The sequence below is a fragment of the Pantoea sp. WEP genome (genome assembly GCF_041678305.1).
Taxonomy (GTDB): Bacteria; Pseudomonadota; Gammaproteobacteria; order Enterobacterales; family Enterobacteriaceae; genus Pantoea; species Pantoea dispersa.
On the sequence record NZ_JBGNXB010000002.1, the window covers coordinates 260,683 to 277,866 of the forward strand.

At 58.6% G+C, this 17,184-nt stretch carries 14 protein-coding genes; 7 read left to right on the forward strand and 7 right to left on the reverse strand.

Annotated elements, in window-relative coordinates; genetic code table 11:
• Positions 1-11 precede the first annotated feature (11 nt).
• Positions 12-1,307: a cytochrome c gene (locus ABVR31_RS20300; protein WP_372774301.1), complete on the forward strand. Its 1,296-nt coding sequence runs from the start codon at positions 12-14 to the stop codon at positions 1,305-1,307.
• Between the two features lie 113 nt (positions 1,308-1,420).
• Here the strand turns inward: ABVR31_RS20300 and ABVR31_RS20305 are convergent, their stop codons facing one another.
• The 3 genes from ABVR31_RS20305 to ABVR31_RS20315 form a co-directional block, all read right to left on the reverse strand.
• On the reverse strand, positions 1,421-2,488 hold the full coding sequence (locus ABVR31_RS20305) for a mechanosensitive ion channel family protein (protein WP_058759073.1): 1,068 nt from the start codon (positions 2,486-2,488) through the stop codon (positions 1,421-1,423).
• Between the two features lie 417 nt (positions 2,489-2,905).
• Positions 2,906-3,484 (reverse strand): YceI family protein, encoded by a 579-nt coding sequence (locus tag ABVR31_RS20310; RefSeq protein ID WP_372774303.1) that lies wholly within the window; start codon positions 3,482-3,484, stop codon positions 2,906-2,908.
• 281 nt (positions 3,485-3,765) lie between these two features.
• The gene (locus tag ABVR31_RS20315; RefSeq protein ID WP_058759071.1) at positions 3,766-4,143 is read right to left on the reverse strand and encodes a helix-turn-helix domain-containing protein; all 378 of its coding nucleotides are present in this window, start codon (positions 4,141-4,143) and stop codon (positions 3,766-3,768) included.
• Positions 4,144-4,244: 101 nt separating this feature from the next.
• Here ABVR31_RS20315 and ABVR31_RS20320 point away from each other — a divergent pair, with 101 nt between their 5' ends.
• Positions 4,245-4,973 carry an SDR family NAD(P)-dependent oxidoreductase gene (locus ABVR31_RS20320; protein ID WP_372774737.1) on the forward strand — a complete coding sequence of 243 codons (729 nt, stop codon included), beginning with the start codon at positions 4,245-4,247 and terminating at the stop codon, positions 4,971-4,973.
• 58 nt (positions 4,974-5,031) lie between these two features.
• Here ABVR31_RS20320 and ABVR31_RS20325 read toward each other — a convergent pair whose 3' ends face one another.
• On the reverse strand, positions 5,032-5,811 hold the full coding sequence (locus ABVR31_RS20325) for a MipA/OmpV family protein (protein ID WP_159377656.1): 780 nt from the start codon (positions 5,809-5,811) through the stop codon (positions 5,032-5,034).
• A 125-nt stretch (positions 5,812-5,936) separates the two neighbouring features.
• Here ABVR31_RS20325 and ABVR31_RS20330 point away from each other — a divergent pair, with 125 nt between their 5' ends.
• From ABVR31_RS20330 to ABVR31_RS20345, 4 genes are all read left to right on the forward strand, one after another.
• A complete protein-coding gene (locus tag ABVR31_RS20330; RefSeq protein ID WP_372774305.1) occupies positions 5,937-6,632 on the forward strand; it encodes a response regulator transcription factor in 696 nt (231 codons plus the stop codon).
• On the forward strand, positions 6,629-7,801 hold the full coding sequence (locus tag ABVR31_RS20335; RefSeq protein ID WP_372774307.1) for an ATP-binding protein: 1,173 nt from the start codon (positions 6,629-6,631) through the stop codon (positions 7,799-7,801). The genes ABVR31_RS20330 and ABVR31_RS20335 overlap by 4 nt, the downstream gene beginning before the upstream one ends.
• A 97-nt stretch (positions 7,802-7,898) precedes the next feature.
• Positions 7,899-9,068 (forward strand): efflux RND transporter periplasmic adaptor subunit, encoded by a 1,170-nt coding sequence (locus ABVR31_RS20340; protein ID WP_372774309.1) that lies wholly within the window; start codon positions 7,899-7,901, stop codon positions 9,066-9,068.
• A complete protein-coding gene (locus ABVR31_RS20345) occupies positions 9,052-12,132 on the forward strand; it encodes an efflux RND transporter permease subunit (protein ID WP_372774311.1) in 3,081 nt (1,026 codons plus the stop codon). Before ABVR31_RS20340 ends, ABVR31_RS20345 begins: the two co-directional genes overlap by 17 nt.
• A gap of 131 nt (positions 12,133-12,263) precedes the next feature.
• Here the strand turns inward: ABVR31_RS20345 and ABVR31_RS20350 are convergent, their stop codons facing one another.
• The 3 genes from ABVR31_RS20350 to ABVR31_RS20360 form a co-directional block, all read right to left on the reverse strand.
• Positions 12,264-13,460 carry a cupin domain-containing protein gene (locus ABVR31_RS20350; protein WP_088517566.1) on the reverse strand — a complete coding sequence of 399 codons (1,197 nt, stop codon included), beginning with the start codon at positions 13,458-13,460 and terminating at the stop codon, positions 12,264-12,266.
• 344 nt (positions 13,461-13,804) lie between these two features.
• The gene (locus ABVR31_RS20355) at positions 13,805-15,004 is read right to left on the reverse strand and encodes an FAD-dependent oxidoreductase (RefSeq protein ID WP_372774313.1); all 1,200 of its coding nucleotides are present in this window, start codon (positions 15,002-15,004) and stop codon (positions 13,805-13,807) included.
• Positions 15,005-15,094: 90 nt separating this feature from the next.
• The gene (locus ABVR31_RS20360) at positions 15,095-16,129 is read right to left on the reverse strand and encodes an SDR family oxidoreductase (RefSeq protein ID WP_372774315.1); all 1,035 of its coding nucleotides are present in this window, start codon (positions 16,127-16,129) and stop codon (positions 15,095-15,097) included.
• 108 nt (positions 16,130-16,237) lie between these two features.
• On the opposite strand from ABVR31_RS20360, the gene ABVR31_RS20365 reads away from it, so the two are divergent.
• Positions 16,238-17,170, forward strand: a complete 933-nt coding sequence (locus ABVR31_RS20365) for an AraC family transcriptional regulator (RefSeq protein WP_372774317.1) — start codon at positions 16,238-16,240, stop codon at positions 17,168-17,170.
• Positions 17,171-17,184: the final 14 nt, after the last annotated feature.

Here is a 17,184-nt window from a genome sequence, read left to right on the forward strand (position 1 = left end):
AGGATAAGAAGATGAAAATGACCTGTTTGAAATGGCTGTCCTTATTAACACTATTCTGTGCTTTATCCTCTGCAGCGGAAGATGTCTCTCCGGAACTCATCAGCAAGGGTAAATATATTGCCACTGCCGGAGATTGCGTTGCCTGTCACTCGATTGCCGGAAAAGAGAGCTTTACCGGCGGATTAAAAATGATGACGCCGGTTGGCGCGATTTATTCGACCAATATCACCCCGGATAAAGCCACCGGTATTGGCGAATATAGCTATGACGACTTTGCTAAAGCATTACGTCAGGGAATAGCGAAAGACGGGCGCCATTTGTATCCAGCGATGCCTTATACTGCTTATGCCAAAGTTAACGATGAAGATATGCATGCTTTGTATGCTTACATGATGCATGGCGTAACGGCGGTTCACGCGGAAAACAGAAAAAGCGATATTCCATGGCCACTGAATATGCGCTGGCCACTGGCCCTGTGGAATCTGGCTTTCCACGACGATAACGCTTACGCAGCGGATACCACCAAAAGTGCGGAGTGGAATCGTGGCGCTTATCTGGTGCAGGGATTGGGTCACTGCGGCACCTGTCATACCCCGCGTGGCATTGCTTATCAGGAAAAATCGTTAGATCAGCAGGGTAAAACGTACCTGACCGGCGGGACACTGGAGGGCTGGCATGCGCCGGATCTGACCGGCAACGCGAAGTCGGGACTCGGCAGTTGGTCAAATGAAGATATTGCGTTATTCCTGAAAACCGGTCGTACCAACACCTCAGCCGCGTTCGGCTCTATGACGGATGTGGTAGAGCACAGCACGCAATATCTCAGCCTGGCCGATCTTGCAGCGGTGGCGAGCTATTTGAAGTCACTGCCGGCTTCCGCCCCTGATGCGCCGTCTGCGCCATCCGCCGATACCACTACTGCCGCACTTATCCGGGGAGACATCAGCGCACCTGGTTCACGACTGTATATGGATAACTGCTCAGGTTGCCACCGCCTGGATGGCAAAGGCTATGCCAAAACCTTCCCTTCTCTTGCCGGTAACTCAGCGATCCTGAGTGATGATCCTTCATCGGTGATTAGCATCGTACTGCGCGGCGGTAAAATGGCTGTCACGAAGGAGGCGGTCACCGGGCTGGCTATGCCTGATTTTGCCTGGCGGCTCAACGATCAGCAGGTGGCGGATCTGGTGACATTCATTCGTAACGGCTGGGGCAATCAGGCACCTGCGGTAAGCGCGGATCAGGTGGCAAAACTGCGTAAAGATCTGCCAAAGGCAGCGGAGGCGGATAAGGAAAAGAGTCAGTAAAAACTGACGGAGAAAACGCCCTGTTCAGGGCCCCGATAAGGGCCCTAATAATGACGCCGGATAGCCATGGCAACCTGAGCAGTTACTGCGCAATGCCCCATCGCCAGCCTGAACTAAGCTTTGTCGGCGTCGGTCAGGGTGGCTCTCACCTGCGGCAGACTCTGCGGGTAATTCTGCTGAATGAATTCAATCATTTTCTCGCGGACGTAGCAGCGTAAATCCCATGCCGTCGGTGAGTTCTGCGCGGTCATCAGTAAACGGATGGTCATGGTTTTTTCCGTGGTATCGGTCACCTGCAGTACCTGAGTTTCGCGATCCCAGAGCCGCGTCTCATTGAGGATTTTTTCAAAATGCTCACGCAGCGGCGCCAGCGGCATCGAATAATCAACATAGAGAAACACAGACCCTAATATCTGTGCATTATTTCGCGTCCAGTTCTGAAATGCATTCTCGGTAAAATAGGTGATGGGCAGCACCAGACGGCGTAAATCCCAGATGCGCACCACAACATAGGTCAGATTGATTTCCTCAATCCAGCCCCACTCCTTTTCGACCACCACCGCATCGTCAATTTTTATCGGTTGGGTGAAAGCAATCTGAATGCCGGCAAACAGATTCACCAGCGACTTTTGCAAAGCGAAACCAATAATGATACCTGCTACCCCGGCACCCGCGAGGATGGTGGTGCCGAATTTACGAACACCAGGGAAGTTGAGCAGAATTAAACTCAGGCAAAACAGCACCAGAATGACAATCGCTACCTTTTTGACGTAAATGAGCTGCGTACGTATTTTTCGTGCACGCAGGTTGTTCGACAGGTTGATATCGTAGCGAATAAATAACATATCCTGCGCTACGTTAATCAGGCGAATCAAAATGGAACAGAACGATAAGATGATAAAGATATTAAGCGTGGTGGCGATAAAGCTCAGTGAGCCAGGATCAAGATGCACATAATTCATCCCCATATTGATCAGCAGTAATGGAATGAATAAAAATAACGATCCCCGCAGATGCTTTTCCAGCGATTTAAACAGCTTGCGATCGCGGCTTTGCCAGTAGCGAATAAACCTGAGAAGAATAAAGCGGGCCAGAAAACCCAGCAGTAACGAGAGTGTGACGAGCAATACAGCAGGTACCCATGTCGGCGCACCAGATAACTCACCAAGCAGTAATGGCATGATATTCCCTTCTGTTCAGCTAACAACCGTGGTTGTCAGATAAGTCACCAAAATCAGTAACCGTTATCGTGCCGGTTATCTGCTAAACCCATGATTTCGCACTTCAGTGGGTAAAAATATAGTTCACTGGCCGTTGTTAGCAGGGGAAAAACCCATCAGGTAATCAGGTGCTCTGCTGGCGATCATCGCAAGATTATGAATTGGTAGTTTTTTTCGGCTTTATTGCTAAAGGTCTGAAATTGCAGGCAGGTGATGAGGCACAGCGTCAGAGGGTGCTGACGTGAAATGCGCTGACAGGCAGTGATGCTGCACCCGGGGAAGAAGTACAGACAACCTGTTGCGCCAGCTCGCGCTGACCACGCGCATAGCGCAGCAGGTTGATGCAGAGAAAAAGCGCTCGATTAAGCGCGCAATGCATTATTTGGCGTACGCCTCGGTAGAGAGCGTAATCGTCACTTCGTCGCCCACGGCCGGAACATATTTATCGATTTTAAAATCCGAGCGTTTGATGACGCCGGTAGCATCAAAACCGATCGCCTGCTTTTTAACCATAGGATGCATATCCTGCTTGTTCAGCGTGGCATGCAGCACAACCGGCTTAGTGATCCCTTTGATGGTTAAATTACCCTGCACATCATATTTATTATCGCCTCTGCTTTCCACATGGGTGCTGTGGAAGGTGGCCTGAGGATATTTTTTAACGTCAAAATACTCATTACCCAGAAACTCTTTGGTCAGCGCTGGCACATGCGTGTCAATCGTTTTTAACGGCAGGGTCACATTAACCTGTGACTTTTCCGGGTTTTCTTTGTCAAAAGCCAGCTGACCGGAAACATCAGAAATATCAGCAGTCGGATGAGAGAAACCAAAGTGATTCCATGCGATCACCACGGAAGTATGTTGCGGGTCAAGGTTATATTCCGTCGCTGCGGCATGTGACAGGGGAACATATAATGCCACCAGAGAAAGCAGCGCCGTTTTTTTCAAAAATTTCATGGAAACATCCTCAAATAATCAAGTGCTAATACTGTAGCGCACACCTGCAGAGGTGTTATTGAAATCATTTGCTTTACCCATTCAAAATTTTTAACCGTTTTTTCCCGCACGCAAATAATAACGCAGCGTGAAATTTACTGAAATGACGTAATTAAATTCCGGTGAGTCGAATCTAATAAGTCCGTTTTTATGTGGGCTAATTTAGCGGCGAAGAGAAGAACGGCAAACCATGTTGAGCATGCGATTAACAGACCGCCTGAATAGCCGGCGGCCGCCACGCTTTATTCTTCGCTGGCACGACGTTGATCATAGACAAGCTGTGCCTTTTCAATCGCGTCGCCCTGCTCTCTGGCCCACTTCACCAGCGCAACAAACGGATCCTGCAACGTCTGGCCCAGCGGCGTAATGGCATATTCCACCGCCACCGGGGACGAGGCGATCACGCGACGGCTAATCAGGCCGTTACGCTCCAGCCGGCGCAACGCCTCCGTCAGTGCCTTGTGGGTAATCGGATCAAGACGGCGCTTGATCGCGTTAAAGCGCGCGGGTTCAGTGCACAGCACGGTCAGAATTAATACCGACCACTTATTGGCGACCTGTTCCAGGATCGGACGGGTGCTGTTGATCTCTGCCAGCAGCGCCGCGATATCAGTCGGCATGGGGTTTCCTTATGTATATCTAATGTAGATAAGGTGCGTAATTGACACTAAATATACGAAATGTATCATCAGCCGTCCACCCCTCTTATTCTGGAGCAGCCATCATGAAACTCGAAGGAAAAGTCGCGCTGGTGACCGGCGGCGGCAGTGGTATCGGCCTCGCCATCGCGCGCCGTTTTGTGCAGGAAGGTGCCCACGTTTTCATCACCGGGCGACGCGAAGCGCTGCTGGCCGAAGCCGTCACGCTGACTGGCGGCCGCATTGAGGCAATAGCGGGCGACCTCACCAGCGCAGACGATGTTGCCCGTCTGTTTGACACCGTGCAGGCCCGCGCCGGACGTCTCGATATTTTGGTGAACTCCTCTGGCGTGGCCGAACCCGCCAGCCTCGAAGAGACCAGCGCAGAGCACTTTGACCGCACGTTCGGCCTCAACGTGCGTGCCATGGTATTCACCGTACAGCATGCGGTGAAGCACATGACGGAAGGCGGTGCCATCGTGCTGGTGGGCTCGATTGCGGGCAGCATGGCCAATCCCGGCTATGGCGCTTACTCGGCCAGCAAAGCCGCGGTGCGCGCCTATGCCCGCACCTGGAGCAGCGAACTGGCACCGCGCGGCATTCGCGTCAACACGCTCAGTCCCGGCCCGACGGACACGCCGATGTTTGACCAGGTCAGCGACGAGGTACGACAGACATTCAGCGCGCAGATACCGGCCAAACGCCTCGGCCATCCTGGCGAAGTTGCGGCGGCTGCCCTGTTCCTCGCATCGGACGAAAGTGTCTATGTTACCGGCAGCGAACTGGTGATTGATGGCGGCATGTCCGCGTAGTGGCTATCGTGCTGCACAGCGCGCCGGCCGGGCGTTGTGCAGCCACCGATAACGTTTCTCAGAAGGTGTAGCTAAAGCCGACCGTGCCGGTGACCTGGTCGCGCCGGGACACGATCGGGCTGTCCGCGGCGCGATCGCCCAGCCAGCTGTAACCCGCGCTGACCAGCGTGCCCCAGTGGGCATCAAACTGGTGGCTCCAGGTGAGCGTAGTCGCAACACCATAAAAGCCGCCGCCGGCATCGTAGCGTGAAAACCGGCTGCGCCTGCTCTGGACATCGCTCACGCCATACCAGGTATTCATATAACGCGCATCGCCAAACAGTGCCGCCGTCTGCAGTGCAACGGTATCGCTGTCGCGCTGGAGAGGCACCAGCGTAACGGATGCCTGATAGTTCACGCCCTGATCATCGCTGAGCGGCAGCACCGCTTTGCCCTCTGCACTCAGCCACGGCGTGAGCTGCCAGCCCAGCGCCAGTGCAGTGTTCACCGTCGCACTGATGTTTCCCATGCCTTGCAGCCGGCTGGCGCCGTCGCGCCACGTTGAATCTTTATCGCTTCGGCCCAGGCCATAACCCAGCGTGTGTTCCAGATAAAACCCGCTGTCGCTCTGCAGGTCGTACCCGATGCCTTTCTGGGCATCAGCAAAAAATGCGCCATCTCTGGCCTGGAAAATCGGTACCGGCTGCACCCGTGTTTTATTCGATCCGCTGTAGCGTGGCGCGAATTGCGCCCCCGCGCCGAGCGTCAGGCTGGTCTGTACGTCGCCATCCGCCCTGGCGGCAGCGGAAATCATGAGTAGCAGATGGGTCATGTACATCAGCGTTTTTCTGGTTATCATCGTGTCACCTCTTTATCGGTCCGTTTACCGCCCCTTGCCCGGGCAGCCGCAGCGCGAAGCCGAAGTATCCCGGGGCTGTGTCAACAAACAGCCAGGGATTTATGAAGAAACTGTCAAGGTGAGTTATGCAGACCAAAAATATCCTGATTATTGAGGACGACGCTGACGCGGCTGAGGTGCTGGAGGCCTATCTGCTACGGGAAAATTATGCGGTGCGTGTTGCCGCGGATGGCCTGAGCGGACTTGAGCTGGCCCTGCGCTGGCAGCCCGATCTGATTTTGCTTGATGTGATGCTGCCCGGCCTGAACGGCACCGAGGTGCTGGCAAAACTCCGGCGCAGCAGCGAGGTGCCGGTGATTATGGTCACGGCCATGGGGGATACGCCCGATCGCATCGGTGCCCTGCGCTACGGCGCGGATGATTATGTGGTCAAGCCTTATCATCCCGGCGAAGTAGTGGCACGCGTGCAGGCAGTACTGCGGCGCAGCGCGGTAAAAACGCTGCAGGAAGAGATCCTGCGCTGGCAGGGGCTGGAGGTGAACAGCGGCGCGATGACGGTTACCGTCACGCAGGCCTCGGGTAACGTGCTTTTCGTTGATACCACGCCAACCGAATTCACGCTGCTGGTCACGCTGATGCGCGCACCGGTGCGCGCGCTGAGCCGCCCGTTTTTGCTGGAGCAGTGTATGCCGGACAGCGACGCGCTGGAGCGGGTGATTGATACCCACGTATATAACCTGCGCAAAAAGCTGGAAGCGGCCGGTATGGCGGGCGTGCTGCTCAACGTGCGCGGCGTAGGCTACCGGTTCCGCCAGCCATGACACAAAAATCCCCACAAACGCTCTGGCGCTGGCTTTGTCTGCGCATTCTGACGCTGGCTATCGGTACCGTGGTACTGATTGCTTTGTGCATGTGGCTGCGCTTCACGGTGCAGTACCTGTGGATCACGCACCATATGCCGCCGGCGGTTCTGCATGAATTTCTCGCCCTGCGTGCACATCCGGAACGCGATCCCGCGCGCTTTCACCAGATCATCGATAGCTGGTGGGGCATACGCTACTCCGACCCGTCCATTGCCTCCTCGGACTGGATCACCGTCGGCATCCTGGTGCTGGTGACCATTCCGTTTATTGCCTATTTCGGGCTGCGCCACGCGCGCCCGCTTTCTGCGCAGTTCAGCCAGCTCAGACGGGCGGCAGACCAGGTGACCGCAGGCGACTTCGGTGCGCAGGCGGCGTTGACACCGGATGCGCCCGCCGAACTGGTGCAGTTCGCGCACAACTTCAACGCCATGACGCGCCAGCTGGCGCGTTACGACAAAGAGCTGCGTACGTCGCATGTCGCCATGGCGCATGAGCTGCGGTCGCCGCTCAACGCCGCCATGGTGCGTCTGCAGGCGCTGCTTGATGGCGTGTTCAGCGCTGACTCACGTCAGCTCGCCCTGATCATGGCGCAGCTCAGTTGTCTGCATCGGCTGATCGATGAGCTGCATCTGCTGTCACTGGCGGATGCCGGCCAGCTCACGCTGGAGAAAGTCCGCTGCAACCCGGCCGATATCCTGCGCGAGCGCCTGCAGTGGATCAAACCGCAGCTGGATGAAGCGCGCATCAGCACCGGGGTAGCGCTGGCTGAAGAGACATTGCTGCCGGTCGATCCGTTCCGTCTCGGACAGGTTTTCACCATCCTGCTGGAAAACGCCCTGCGCTATGCCGGAAGCGGCAGCCAGCTGCAGCTGCGCACGCGCAACACCGTTGATCATTACGAAATCATCGTGCAGGACAGCGGCCCGGGCGTTCCTGCGGCGTTTCTGGCGTTGATGTTCGAGCGTTTTGCGCGCGGTGAGGCGTCACGCGCCCGCCACTCGGGCGGCAGCGGGCTGGGCCTGTCGATTGCGCGGGCGATTTGCCAGGCGCACGGCGGCACGATTAATGCCACGCTGCCAGCAGCGGGAGGCTTGCAGATACAGATTTTGTTGCCGCGCAACGCCTGACGTTGTTGCCCTTCTTGACACGCTCTTGATGGAACATCGCCGGATTCTTGATAATCGCACGGTGTAATGGCGCAAATACCGATAAAGGAATTGCGCCATGACCGACGAGCTTCCCTGCCTGATCAAACAGGGTGTGCGCCACCTGCTTAACCCGCGCCACCTGGTTTCCCTGCTGCCGCTGCTGCCCTGTCTGCTGCTGACGGCCCTGCTGCTGACCGGCTGTGACCGCAAGCGTTCACCCATGCCGCCGCCACCGCGTCCGGTAAAGTTCATCACGGTTGGCCCGCCCACGCCCGCCGGGCAGCAAACCCTGACCGGCGAGATCCGCGCGCACGATGAAACCTCGCTCAGTTTCAGGCTGGAGGGGCGGATTCTGACGCGCAGCGCCGATGTCGGCAGCCGCTTCAGGCAGGGAGAGACGCTCGCCGTGCTTGACAGTCCCGGCGCGCTGAATCAGCTGGCGAGCGCACAGGCGGAGCTGAACAGCAGCCGCGCGGCCGAAAAGGTGGCGGCCCTCAATCTGCACCGCATGCGCCTGCTGATGCCGTCCGGGGCAATTGCCCGTGCTCAGCTCGATAGCGCCAGCGCCGACTGGCAGGCTGCGCTGGCGCGGCGGCAGAGCAGTGAAGCGGCATTGAAAAATGCGCAGGATAGCCTGCGCTGGACCCACCTTACCGCGCCTGAGGATGGCGTGGTGACGGGCGTCAGCGCCGCAGCCGGTCAGGTGGTCAGCGCCGGTCAGACGGTGTTTACGGTTGCGACCGGCACAGGCCGTGACGTGGTATTTGACGTTGCCACACCTGAAACCCTCGATCGCCGGGCCAGTGCCCGTTTCCGCGTTGCGCTATTGCAGAATCCGTCCGTGATGGCCGAAGCGCACCTGCGTGACGTCAGTCCACAAGCCGACGCCCAGACACGCAGCTGGCGGGTGCGCATCACACTGGACAATCTTCCCGCGGAGATGGTGCTGGGTGCCAGCGTCGCCGTCACCCTGCCGCTGGCCGACACGACGGCGGATGCGGTGATGGCGATTCCGGCCACCGCGCTCACCCGCCGGGCAGGCCAGCCGGCGGTGTTTATTCTCGACCCGGTGAAAAACTGCGTTATCCGGCGCACGGTTGCGATTGCCGGCTACACGGCAGATGCGGTATGGATTCGCGCCGGCATCATGCCAGGCGATCGGGTGATCACGGCGGGCGTAAGAAGCCTGCGTGATGGTGAACGCGTTGCTGGCAGCCAGGAGGATCAGCATGAAACCGGCGTTTAATCTTTCTGCCTGGGCGCTGAAACAGCAGCAGCTGATGGCCTTTCTTATGCTGCTGATTGTGGCAGCAGGCATCGTCAGCTATGAAAAGCTCTCGCGCAACGAAGATCCGGCGTTCACCATCAAAACTGCGGTGGTGTCTGCGCAGTGGCCAGGTGCCGACATCAACGATACGGTCAGACTGGTCACCGATCCGCTGGAGAAAAAGCTGCAGGAAATTCCCTGGCTGGATTATGTGCAGAGTGAAACGCACGCTGGCCGCACGGTCATTTTCGTCAATCTGCGTGACGACACCCCGCCCGCGCAGGTGGCCGGAATCTGGTATCAGGTGCGTAAAAAAATGCAGGATGTGACCCCGGCTTTGCCGCAGGGCGTGCAGGGCCCGGCGGTCAACGATGAGTTTGACGATACCTTTGGCACGATTTACGGCTTCACCGCTGACGGTTTTTCCCCGCGTGAGCTGCGGGACCGGGTGGACGATATTCGCCGCGATCTGATGAGTCTGCCGGATGTGGGTAAGATCCAGCTACTGGGCGAGCAGGAAGAGCAGCTGGTGGTGGCCTTTTCCCCGCGCCAGCTATCCGCCATGGGGCTGGATTTGCAGCAGGTAGCAGAGGCGCTGCGGGCGCAGAATGTCGTGGAGCCGGCGGGCAGCGTGCGCACCGCCACCGATAACATCGCCCTGCGCGTGAGCGGCGCGTTCAACAGCGAGGCGAGCCTGCGGGCGGTTACGCTGCGCGTTAACGATCGCTATGTTCCGCTGACGGCGATCGCCACCATCACGCGCCGCCCCGCCGAGCCGCCTGCCCCGCTTTTTCGCGTTAACGGCCAGCCGGCCATCGGACTGGCCGTGTCGATGGCCGCCACCGGCAACATGCTGGAGTTTGGTCAGGCACTGCGGACGCGCATGGAGAGCGAAGCCAGCCAGCTGCCGCACGGCATTGAGATGACGCGCATCGCCGATCAGTCAGCGGTAGTGCAACAGGCGGTCAGCGGATTTGTCGATGTGCTGGGCGAGGCAGTGATCATCGTGCTGGCGGTTTCGTTTGTCTCGCTGGGACTGCGCGCCGGACTGGTGGTCGCGGCGGCGATCCCGCTGGTGCTCGCCATGACGTTTATCGGCATGCATCTGGCCGGTATCGGCCTGCAGCGCATCTCGCTGGGCGCACTGATCGTGGCGCTGGGCCTGCTGGTGGACGATGCAATGATCACGGTGGAAACCATGGTGGCGCGGCTGGAGGCCGGCGATTCCCGCACTGGCGCAGCGACCTGGGCGTTCAGTACCACCGCCTTCCCGATGCTGACCGGTACGCTGGTGATGATTGCCGGTTTTATTCCGGTCGGCTTTGCCGCATCCAGCGCGGGCGAATATTGCTATACCCTGTTTGCGGTGGTGCTGATGGCGCTCATCAGCTCATGGCTGGTAGCGGTGCTGTTTTCACCGCTGACCGGCAGCTGGCTGTTGCCGGCCACGCTAAAGCAGCACCGCGCTGGAAACGGGCGCCTCAGCCAGTGCTATCGCCGCCTGCTGAGCAGCGTGCTGCGCCACCGCATGCTGACACTGGCGATGGCGATGCTGGCGCTGTTGCTGGCCGGCGTCGGCACCACGTATATGCAGGGTGAGTTTTTCCCGGCCTCCGATCGGCCTGAGCTGCTGGTGAGTCTGGCGCTGCCTGCCAGTGCGTCGCAGCAGGCCACCCTGCGTCAGGTGCAACGCCTTGAGCAGATTGTCTCCGCCAGCCGGGATGTTGACCACTATTCGTCTTACGTCGGCACCGGTGCGATACGCTTCTACCTGCCCATGGATGTGCTGCTGGACGATGAAAACAGCGCTCAGCTGGTGGTGGTGGCCAAAAGCCTGGCCGCCCGTGAACGACTGCAGCGCTCGCTGGATGCGAGGCTTGCCCGGGACTTCAGCGACATCACCACGCGCGTCGCGCCGCTCGAGCTCGGTCCGCCGGTAGGCTGGCCGATTCGTTATCGCATCAGCGGGCCGGATTATCGCCAGGTGCAGCAGCTGGCAGAGCGGCTGGCCGCCGCGCTCGGCAGCTCAGCGCTGACGCGTGACGTCAATCAAACCGCCGGTGAGCCCGAACGCGTTATCACCTTGCAGGTGAATCAGACGGCAGCGCGCGCAGCCGGCCTCTCTTCTGACCTGATTGCTCAGTATCTGCATACGCTCTGGTCAGGAACGCTGATCACCACGGTACGCGATCGCAACCGGCTGATTGATGTGGTGCTACAGGGCAACGCTGCGGCGCGCCATGACCTGAGCAGCCTGTCCGGACTGCAGCTAACCGCGCCGTCGGGCGCAAAAATTCCGCTGACGCAGGTCGCAACACCGCAGTGGGGGCTGGAGGATCCCGTTATCTGGCGACGCCAGCGCCTGCCGTTTATCACCGTTCAGACCGATACGGCGCCGGGTTTGCGCGCGGAAGCCGTCTCCGCCGCCCTCACGCCGCTGATTGCCACCTTCAGGGCCAGCTTGCCGGCCGGTTACCGCCTGAGCGAGGACGGGGCGGTAGCAGAGTCTGACAAGGGCAACCAGTCGGTGATCGCTATCCTGCCGGTCACGCTGCTCTGCATGCTTCTGCTGCTGATGTTACAACTGCGGCGGATTTCCCGCATGCTGCTGGCCCTGCTGATGGCGCCCTTTGGTCTGCCGGGCATTGTGCTGACCATGCTGCCGACCGGCACGCCGATGGGCTTTGTGGCGCTGCTGGGTATTATTGCCCTGGCTGGCATGATCATCCGCAACGCGGTGATTCTGATCAGCGAGGCGGATAACAACGTTGATGCAGGTATGCCGCCGGACGCGGCCATTGCGGCTGCCGCCGAACACCGCGCACGGCCGATCGTGCTCACCGCCAGCGCCGCGATTCTCGGTATGATCCCCATCTCGCGTCAGGTTTTCTGGGGACCGATGGCACTGGCGATTATCGGTGGGCTGTTAGTGGCGACGCTGGTGACGCTCACGGTCTTACCCGCCGCGATGAGTCTGGTGATGCAGGCAGCAGCCCGTCGTGACAAACTGAAATCGCTGCGCTGGCGGCCGTTCAGAAAATAACCGCCTGCTGGTCAGCCCTGCTGGCATGGGGCAACGAAAGGTTTATCCACAGGGTTCCGGGCGGGATATGCACGCCAGATGTGGACAGTATCAGGAGAGAACGCGCAGCACCGGCTGCGCGTGGCCACGGGCTATTTCACTACCGGATGCTTCTCCTGCTGCAGCGCATTCATAAAGGTGTCGCTGAGATGCAGATGCTGGCGCACCAGCGCTGGCGGCGTGCTGGCCAGCCACTGGTTAAGCGAAATATCCGCGTAATAATCGCTTTTAAACAGTTCCAGAAAGCGCAGCGGCTTGTCACCCGTGTTTTCGATATAGTGACCCATGGCAAAGGGCACATAGCCGACATCACCGGCGCGGAAGTCAAACGTACGCGCCTGACCCGACGAGGCAAACACGCCCATCCGCCCCTGACCTTCCAGATAGTATTGCCATTCGTCGTTATTGGGATGCCAGTGCAGTTCGCGCATCGCGCCGGGAGCCAGTTCCACCAGCGCGGCGGCGATGGTTTTCGAGACCGTAAAATTACTGGAATCAGTAATGCGTACCGTGCCGCCCGGCAGCGTCAACGGCTTCTGCGCCAGCATTTTATGCGAGAAGACCTGCTTCGATTTCACCCCGCCGCTCACCGCCGAAGCCGGCGCGCCGTCCGGTGCCTGTCCGGCAAAGATGTACTCCTCTTCCGGCGAAGGCAGCGTGTTAAACACCTCAGCCGGCACGCCAAAGTTTTTTGCCAGCACTTCTGGCGGGATATGTTTGAACCAGTCGCTGAGCAGAAAGGTACTGTCTTCATCGAAATTGCCGTTGTCGAAGGCCAGCAGGAATTCACAGCCGTCCGGCCCGAGCCCCTGAATCGAGTGCGGTACGCCCGGCGGGAAATACCATAAATCGCCCACGCCAACGTCATCGACAAACCAGCCACCTGCGGTATCCAGCGCGGTAATGCGCGCATTGCCGTACAGCATGTAGGCCCACTCGCCCTCTTTATGCCAGTGCAGTTCGCGGATGCCCCCCTTGTCCAGCCGCATATCGACGCCAGCAATGGTGGTGGAAATGCCCAGTTCGCGCTGCGTCACCTGGCGCGTCCAGCCGCCGCTGCCCTTGCGCACGTGCGCATCGCTAAACGAAAAGCGCAGGTTGGGTAACGTGCCGCTGTCGGTTGCTGGCGGATCGACCAGATCCGGATTCAGCGCTTCGCGCACCGGATCGTGCGGGCCAGGATCGCGCGGATGGTTGGGATCATTCGCCGGATAAGTCGCCACCTTGCCGTCGTGGGCATGGACCTTGCCGGCCGCCAGCGCCACGGTGCCACCAGCCGCGAAGGCCATAAAGCTTCTGCGAGATAAGTTTTCCAGTTTCATACCTGCTGTCTTCCTCAGTTTCTTATGGTTTGTGTCATGCCCCTTAACCATAATCAAACTGTGGCTTCCGCCAACCTTGTGTCACCGCTGAAATCAATAGAAAACCTTTATCATCGCGTAATCCCGCTATTCACCCGCCTCACGCCATTTACGCTTCGTTGAGATCGCGTTGACGTTCAGGTTATATCAGCCGACAAATAAGGCACAAAGTGATTAAATCCCCTCTCCGATTAAACAATTTTTTTAATGATATCCCGCCGAAAAAGTTAATTTAATGTTACAAAAGCATCGCAATTGCAATAATTACCCGACTACGTTTTTTCTCCGGCGAGACGAGGCCGTTCCGGGCGAAAGCCCATGCCAATCAACCGGCCAAACAGATGGCGCAAAAACGGATAGCGGCTGATGAGCTGCGGAACCTTACTGGGCGTAGTACGCGGGCGCTTGCCGCTGCTCATTTTGATCTGCAGGAATTGCGTCGCCACGGTCGGAAACTGCCGCCGCCGCTGCACGTTCTCTAAATCGCGCAGCGTGAGCGTGCCGTTTTGCAAGGGCCGCGTCAGATAATTGGCGCTGGCCACCGCGTCCTGAATCGCCAGGTTCACGCCCACGCCGCCAATCGGTGACATCGCATGTGCGGCATCGCCAATGCACAGCACGCCGGGCTTCATCCATTTGTCCAGCCGATCGATACGGATGGATAACAGACTCAGCTGCTGCCACTCCTGCAGCTGCGCCATGCGCGCCACGCTGAACGGCGCAACCTCTGCCATGCGGTTTTTCAGCGCGTCGAGCCCGGCCTGCTTCAGCGCCTCGAATTCGCCTTTCTGAATGGTGAATCCACACTGCCAGAATTCGCCGCGGTCAATGACAATGAAGTTTTGCTTCGGCCCCTTGTGGCCCATCCCGAGTTCAGGGTCGTCCGGTTGTTTATCCAGCCGGAACCACACCACATCGCGTGGAGCACCAAAGCTTTTACCCACCAGCCCGGCTTTCTGCCGCACCGCCGAGCGACGGCCATCAGCGCCTATCACCAGCGGCGCGTGAATTTCGTGACCTTGTAACGTTTTCACGCCTGCGATTACGCCATCCTGATAAAGAAAATCGTCAAAACCGGTGGATTGCAGCAGCGTGAAACCGGGATAGTGCGCCGCCTGGGCGGCGAGGAAAGTGAGGAAATCCCATTGCGGCATGAAGGCGATGAAACGGCAGCGCAACGGCAGACGGGAGAAATCGGCCATGGTGATCTCCTGCCCGCCCACTTCCGCCTGTAACTTCTCCGCGCGCTGATGCGGCAGCGCCAGCAGCGCGTCGAGCAGACCCAGCTGGTGCATGATCTCCAGGGTTGAGGGATGAATGGTGTCGCCGCGAAAATCGCGCAGAAAATCGGTGTGCTTCTCAATCACGACCGCGCGCAGGCCGGCGCGCGTCAGTAAATAGGCCAGCATTAAGCCGGCCGGACCGCCGCCGACGATACAGCAGTCGGCGTTTATCACCTGTGGAGACGGCATGATATCCTCATCAATCGCTATATATGATAATTGTTATCATTTATATAGCATCTGCGCGTCACCAGGGTGATGATAAATGCCGCAGTCAGACTAGTGATTTGCCACCAGTCCCAGCGCAATCAGGCTGCGCGCGGTGGCAAGAATGGCCTCCTGCGGACTGCGCGGGTGCCAGTTCAGCAGCCAGCCAGCTTTAGCGGCGCTGACGTTCATATCAACGCCCAGCAGTTTTACCATTCCCGTCATCAGCGGATTTTGCGCTGCCGCCGCCCGCACCATGGCGTCACTCATTGGCTGCAGCGAAACTTTCTCTGCTTCTGCTACCAGATGGGTTTTGAGCGTGCGTGCCACCTCAATAAGCGGCAGGCTGTGCCCCGAACTGGCAAGGAAGCGCTGCCCCTGCGCGGCGGCGTGGGTCATCGCCAGCACGTGCAGACTGGCCACGTCACGCACATCGACAAAACATGAATTGATGTCAGGACAGCCTGGCTGCCCCTCCAGTAGCTCCTTCACAATGCGAATCGAATGTGAATAGTCGGCACCCAGCACCGGTCCCAGCACCGACACCGGGTTCACCGTGGCCAGTTCCAGACCGTTACCCTGCTCAGTGATAAACTGCCAGGCAGCGCGTTCCGCCAGGGTTTTCGATTTCTGATACGGCCACACATCGCCGCTGACATCGCTCCAGTCGCGCTCGGTAAAGGGGCGCGGATAGTCCGCTGGATGTCCGATACCGACCGCGCCAAACGCCGAGGTCAGCACCACACGTTTAACACCTGCATCGCGCGCGGCGCGCAATACGCGCAGATTTCCTTCAATCGCCGGATTCACCCAGTCAGCTTCGCTTACCTGGCTGCCGGTCGGGGTGGGTGAAGCGCCATGCAGCACGAAGCGACAGCCCGCCACTGCGTCTTCCCAGCCCGCGTCTGCCGTTAAATCGGCAACGACAAATTGCAGCGCCTCGCCTGCGGCCACCCCGGCCTGCAACAGATGCGCCCTGACTTCAGCTTCACGTTCGGCATCACGTAAGGTGGTTCGCACCTGATAGCCCTGCTGCAGCAGCGCAATAATGCAGTACTGAGCGATAAACCCGCTGCCGCCGGTAACCAGAACCTTTTCATTACTCATTTTTCTTCCTCATCACAAGCATCGTTCATTCGACGCGCTTTACGTTAAGCGGCGGAGGGCGGATTTTGAATGCTTGTAAATGCACTTTACTTGCGTGATAGTACAGAAATGAGCCTTGATCCCTTTTCCGACATTCTGCGATTCGTTCGCGCTGAATTATTGCTGACCGGCGGTTTTACCGCAGGCGGACGCTGGGCGCTGCGTTTCCCTGCGCCCGATAAAATTAAATTCTTCGCCATTATCAAAGGCAGTTGCTGGGTCATACTGGAGGGCGAATCTGAACCGTTCCACTTTGCCACCGGCGACGTCGGCTTGCTGAGCGCTAAACGCGCCTTCGTGCTGGCCAGCCATCCGGACGAGCCGCCGGTTGACGCCATGAGTGTGTTTTATGGCGCAGGAAAAGGCCATGCGCCGATTGGCAGCGGTGATGATTTTGTCCATATCGGTGGCCATGTACTGCTTGATCCTGCCAGTGGTCGTTTACTGACGCACGTATTACCTCCCTGGATTCAGGTACCGGCGGCGTCACCGCAGGCGGCGTCATTCCGCTGGGTGCTGGATCAACTGGTGCAGGAAGGCCAGCATGTCCAGCCGGGATCGCAGCTGGCAACGGCCCAGCTGGCACAACTGCTGTTCATCCAGATTCTGCGGGCGCATTTGCAAACCAGCAGCGCACTGCCCGCCAGCTGGCTGCGGGCGCTGAGCGATGCGCGATTGGCACCGGCGTTACAGCGGCTGCATGGCGATCCGGCGCGTAACTGGCATCTGGACGAACTGGCGCGTGCCTGTGCCATGTCGCGCACCCGTTTTGCCCAGTATTTTCGCCAGGTGGTCGGCATCACGCCGATAGCCTATCTGACGGCGTGGCGCATGCGGCTGGCAGAGCGTGCGTTGCAGGAGGAAAATGAGGCGGTGGCCGTGGTAGCGCAGACGCTGGGTTACGCCTCTGAGAGCGCCTTCAGCCATGCTTTTAAGCGTGAAACGGGTCAGTCACCCAATGCATTTCGCCGCGCCGTGCGGTTACAGCAGGCGCAGCGATAAAGCGCGCCGCGTTG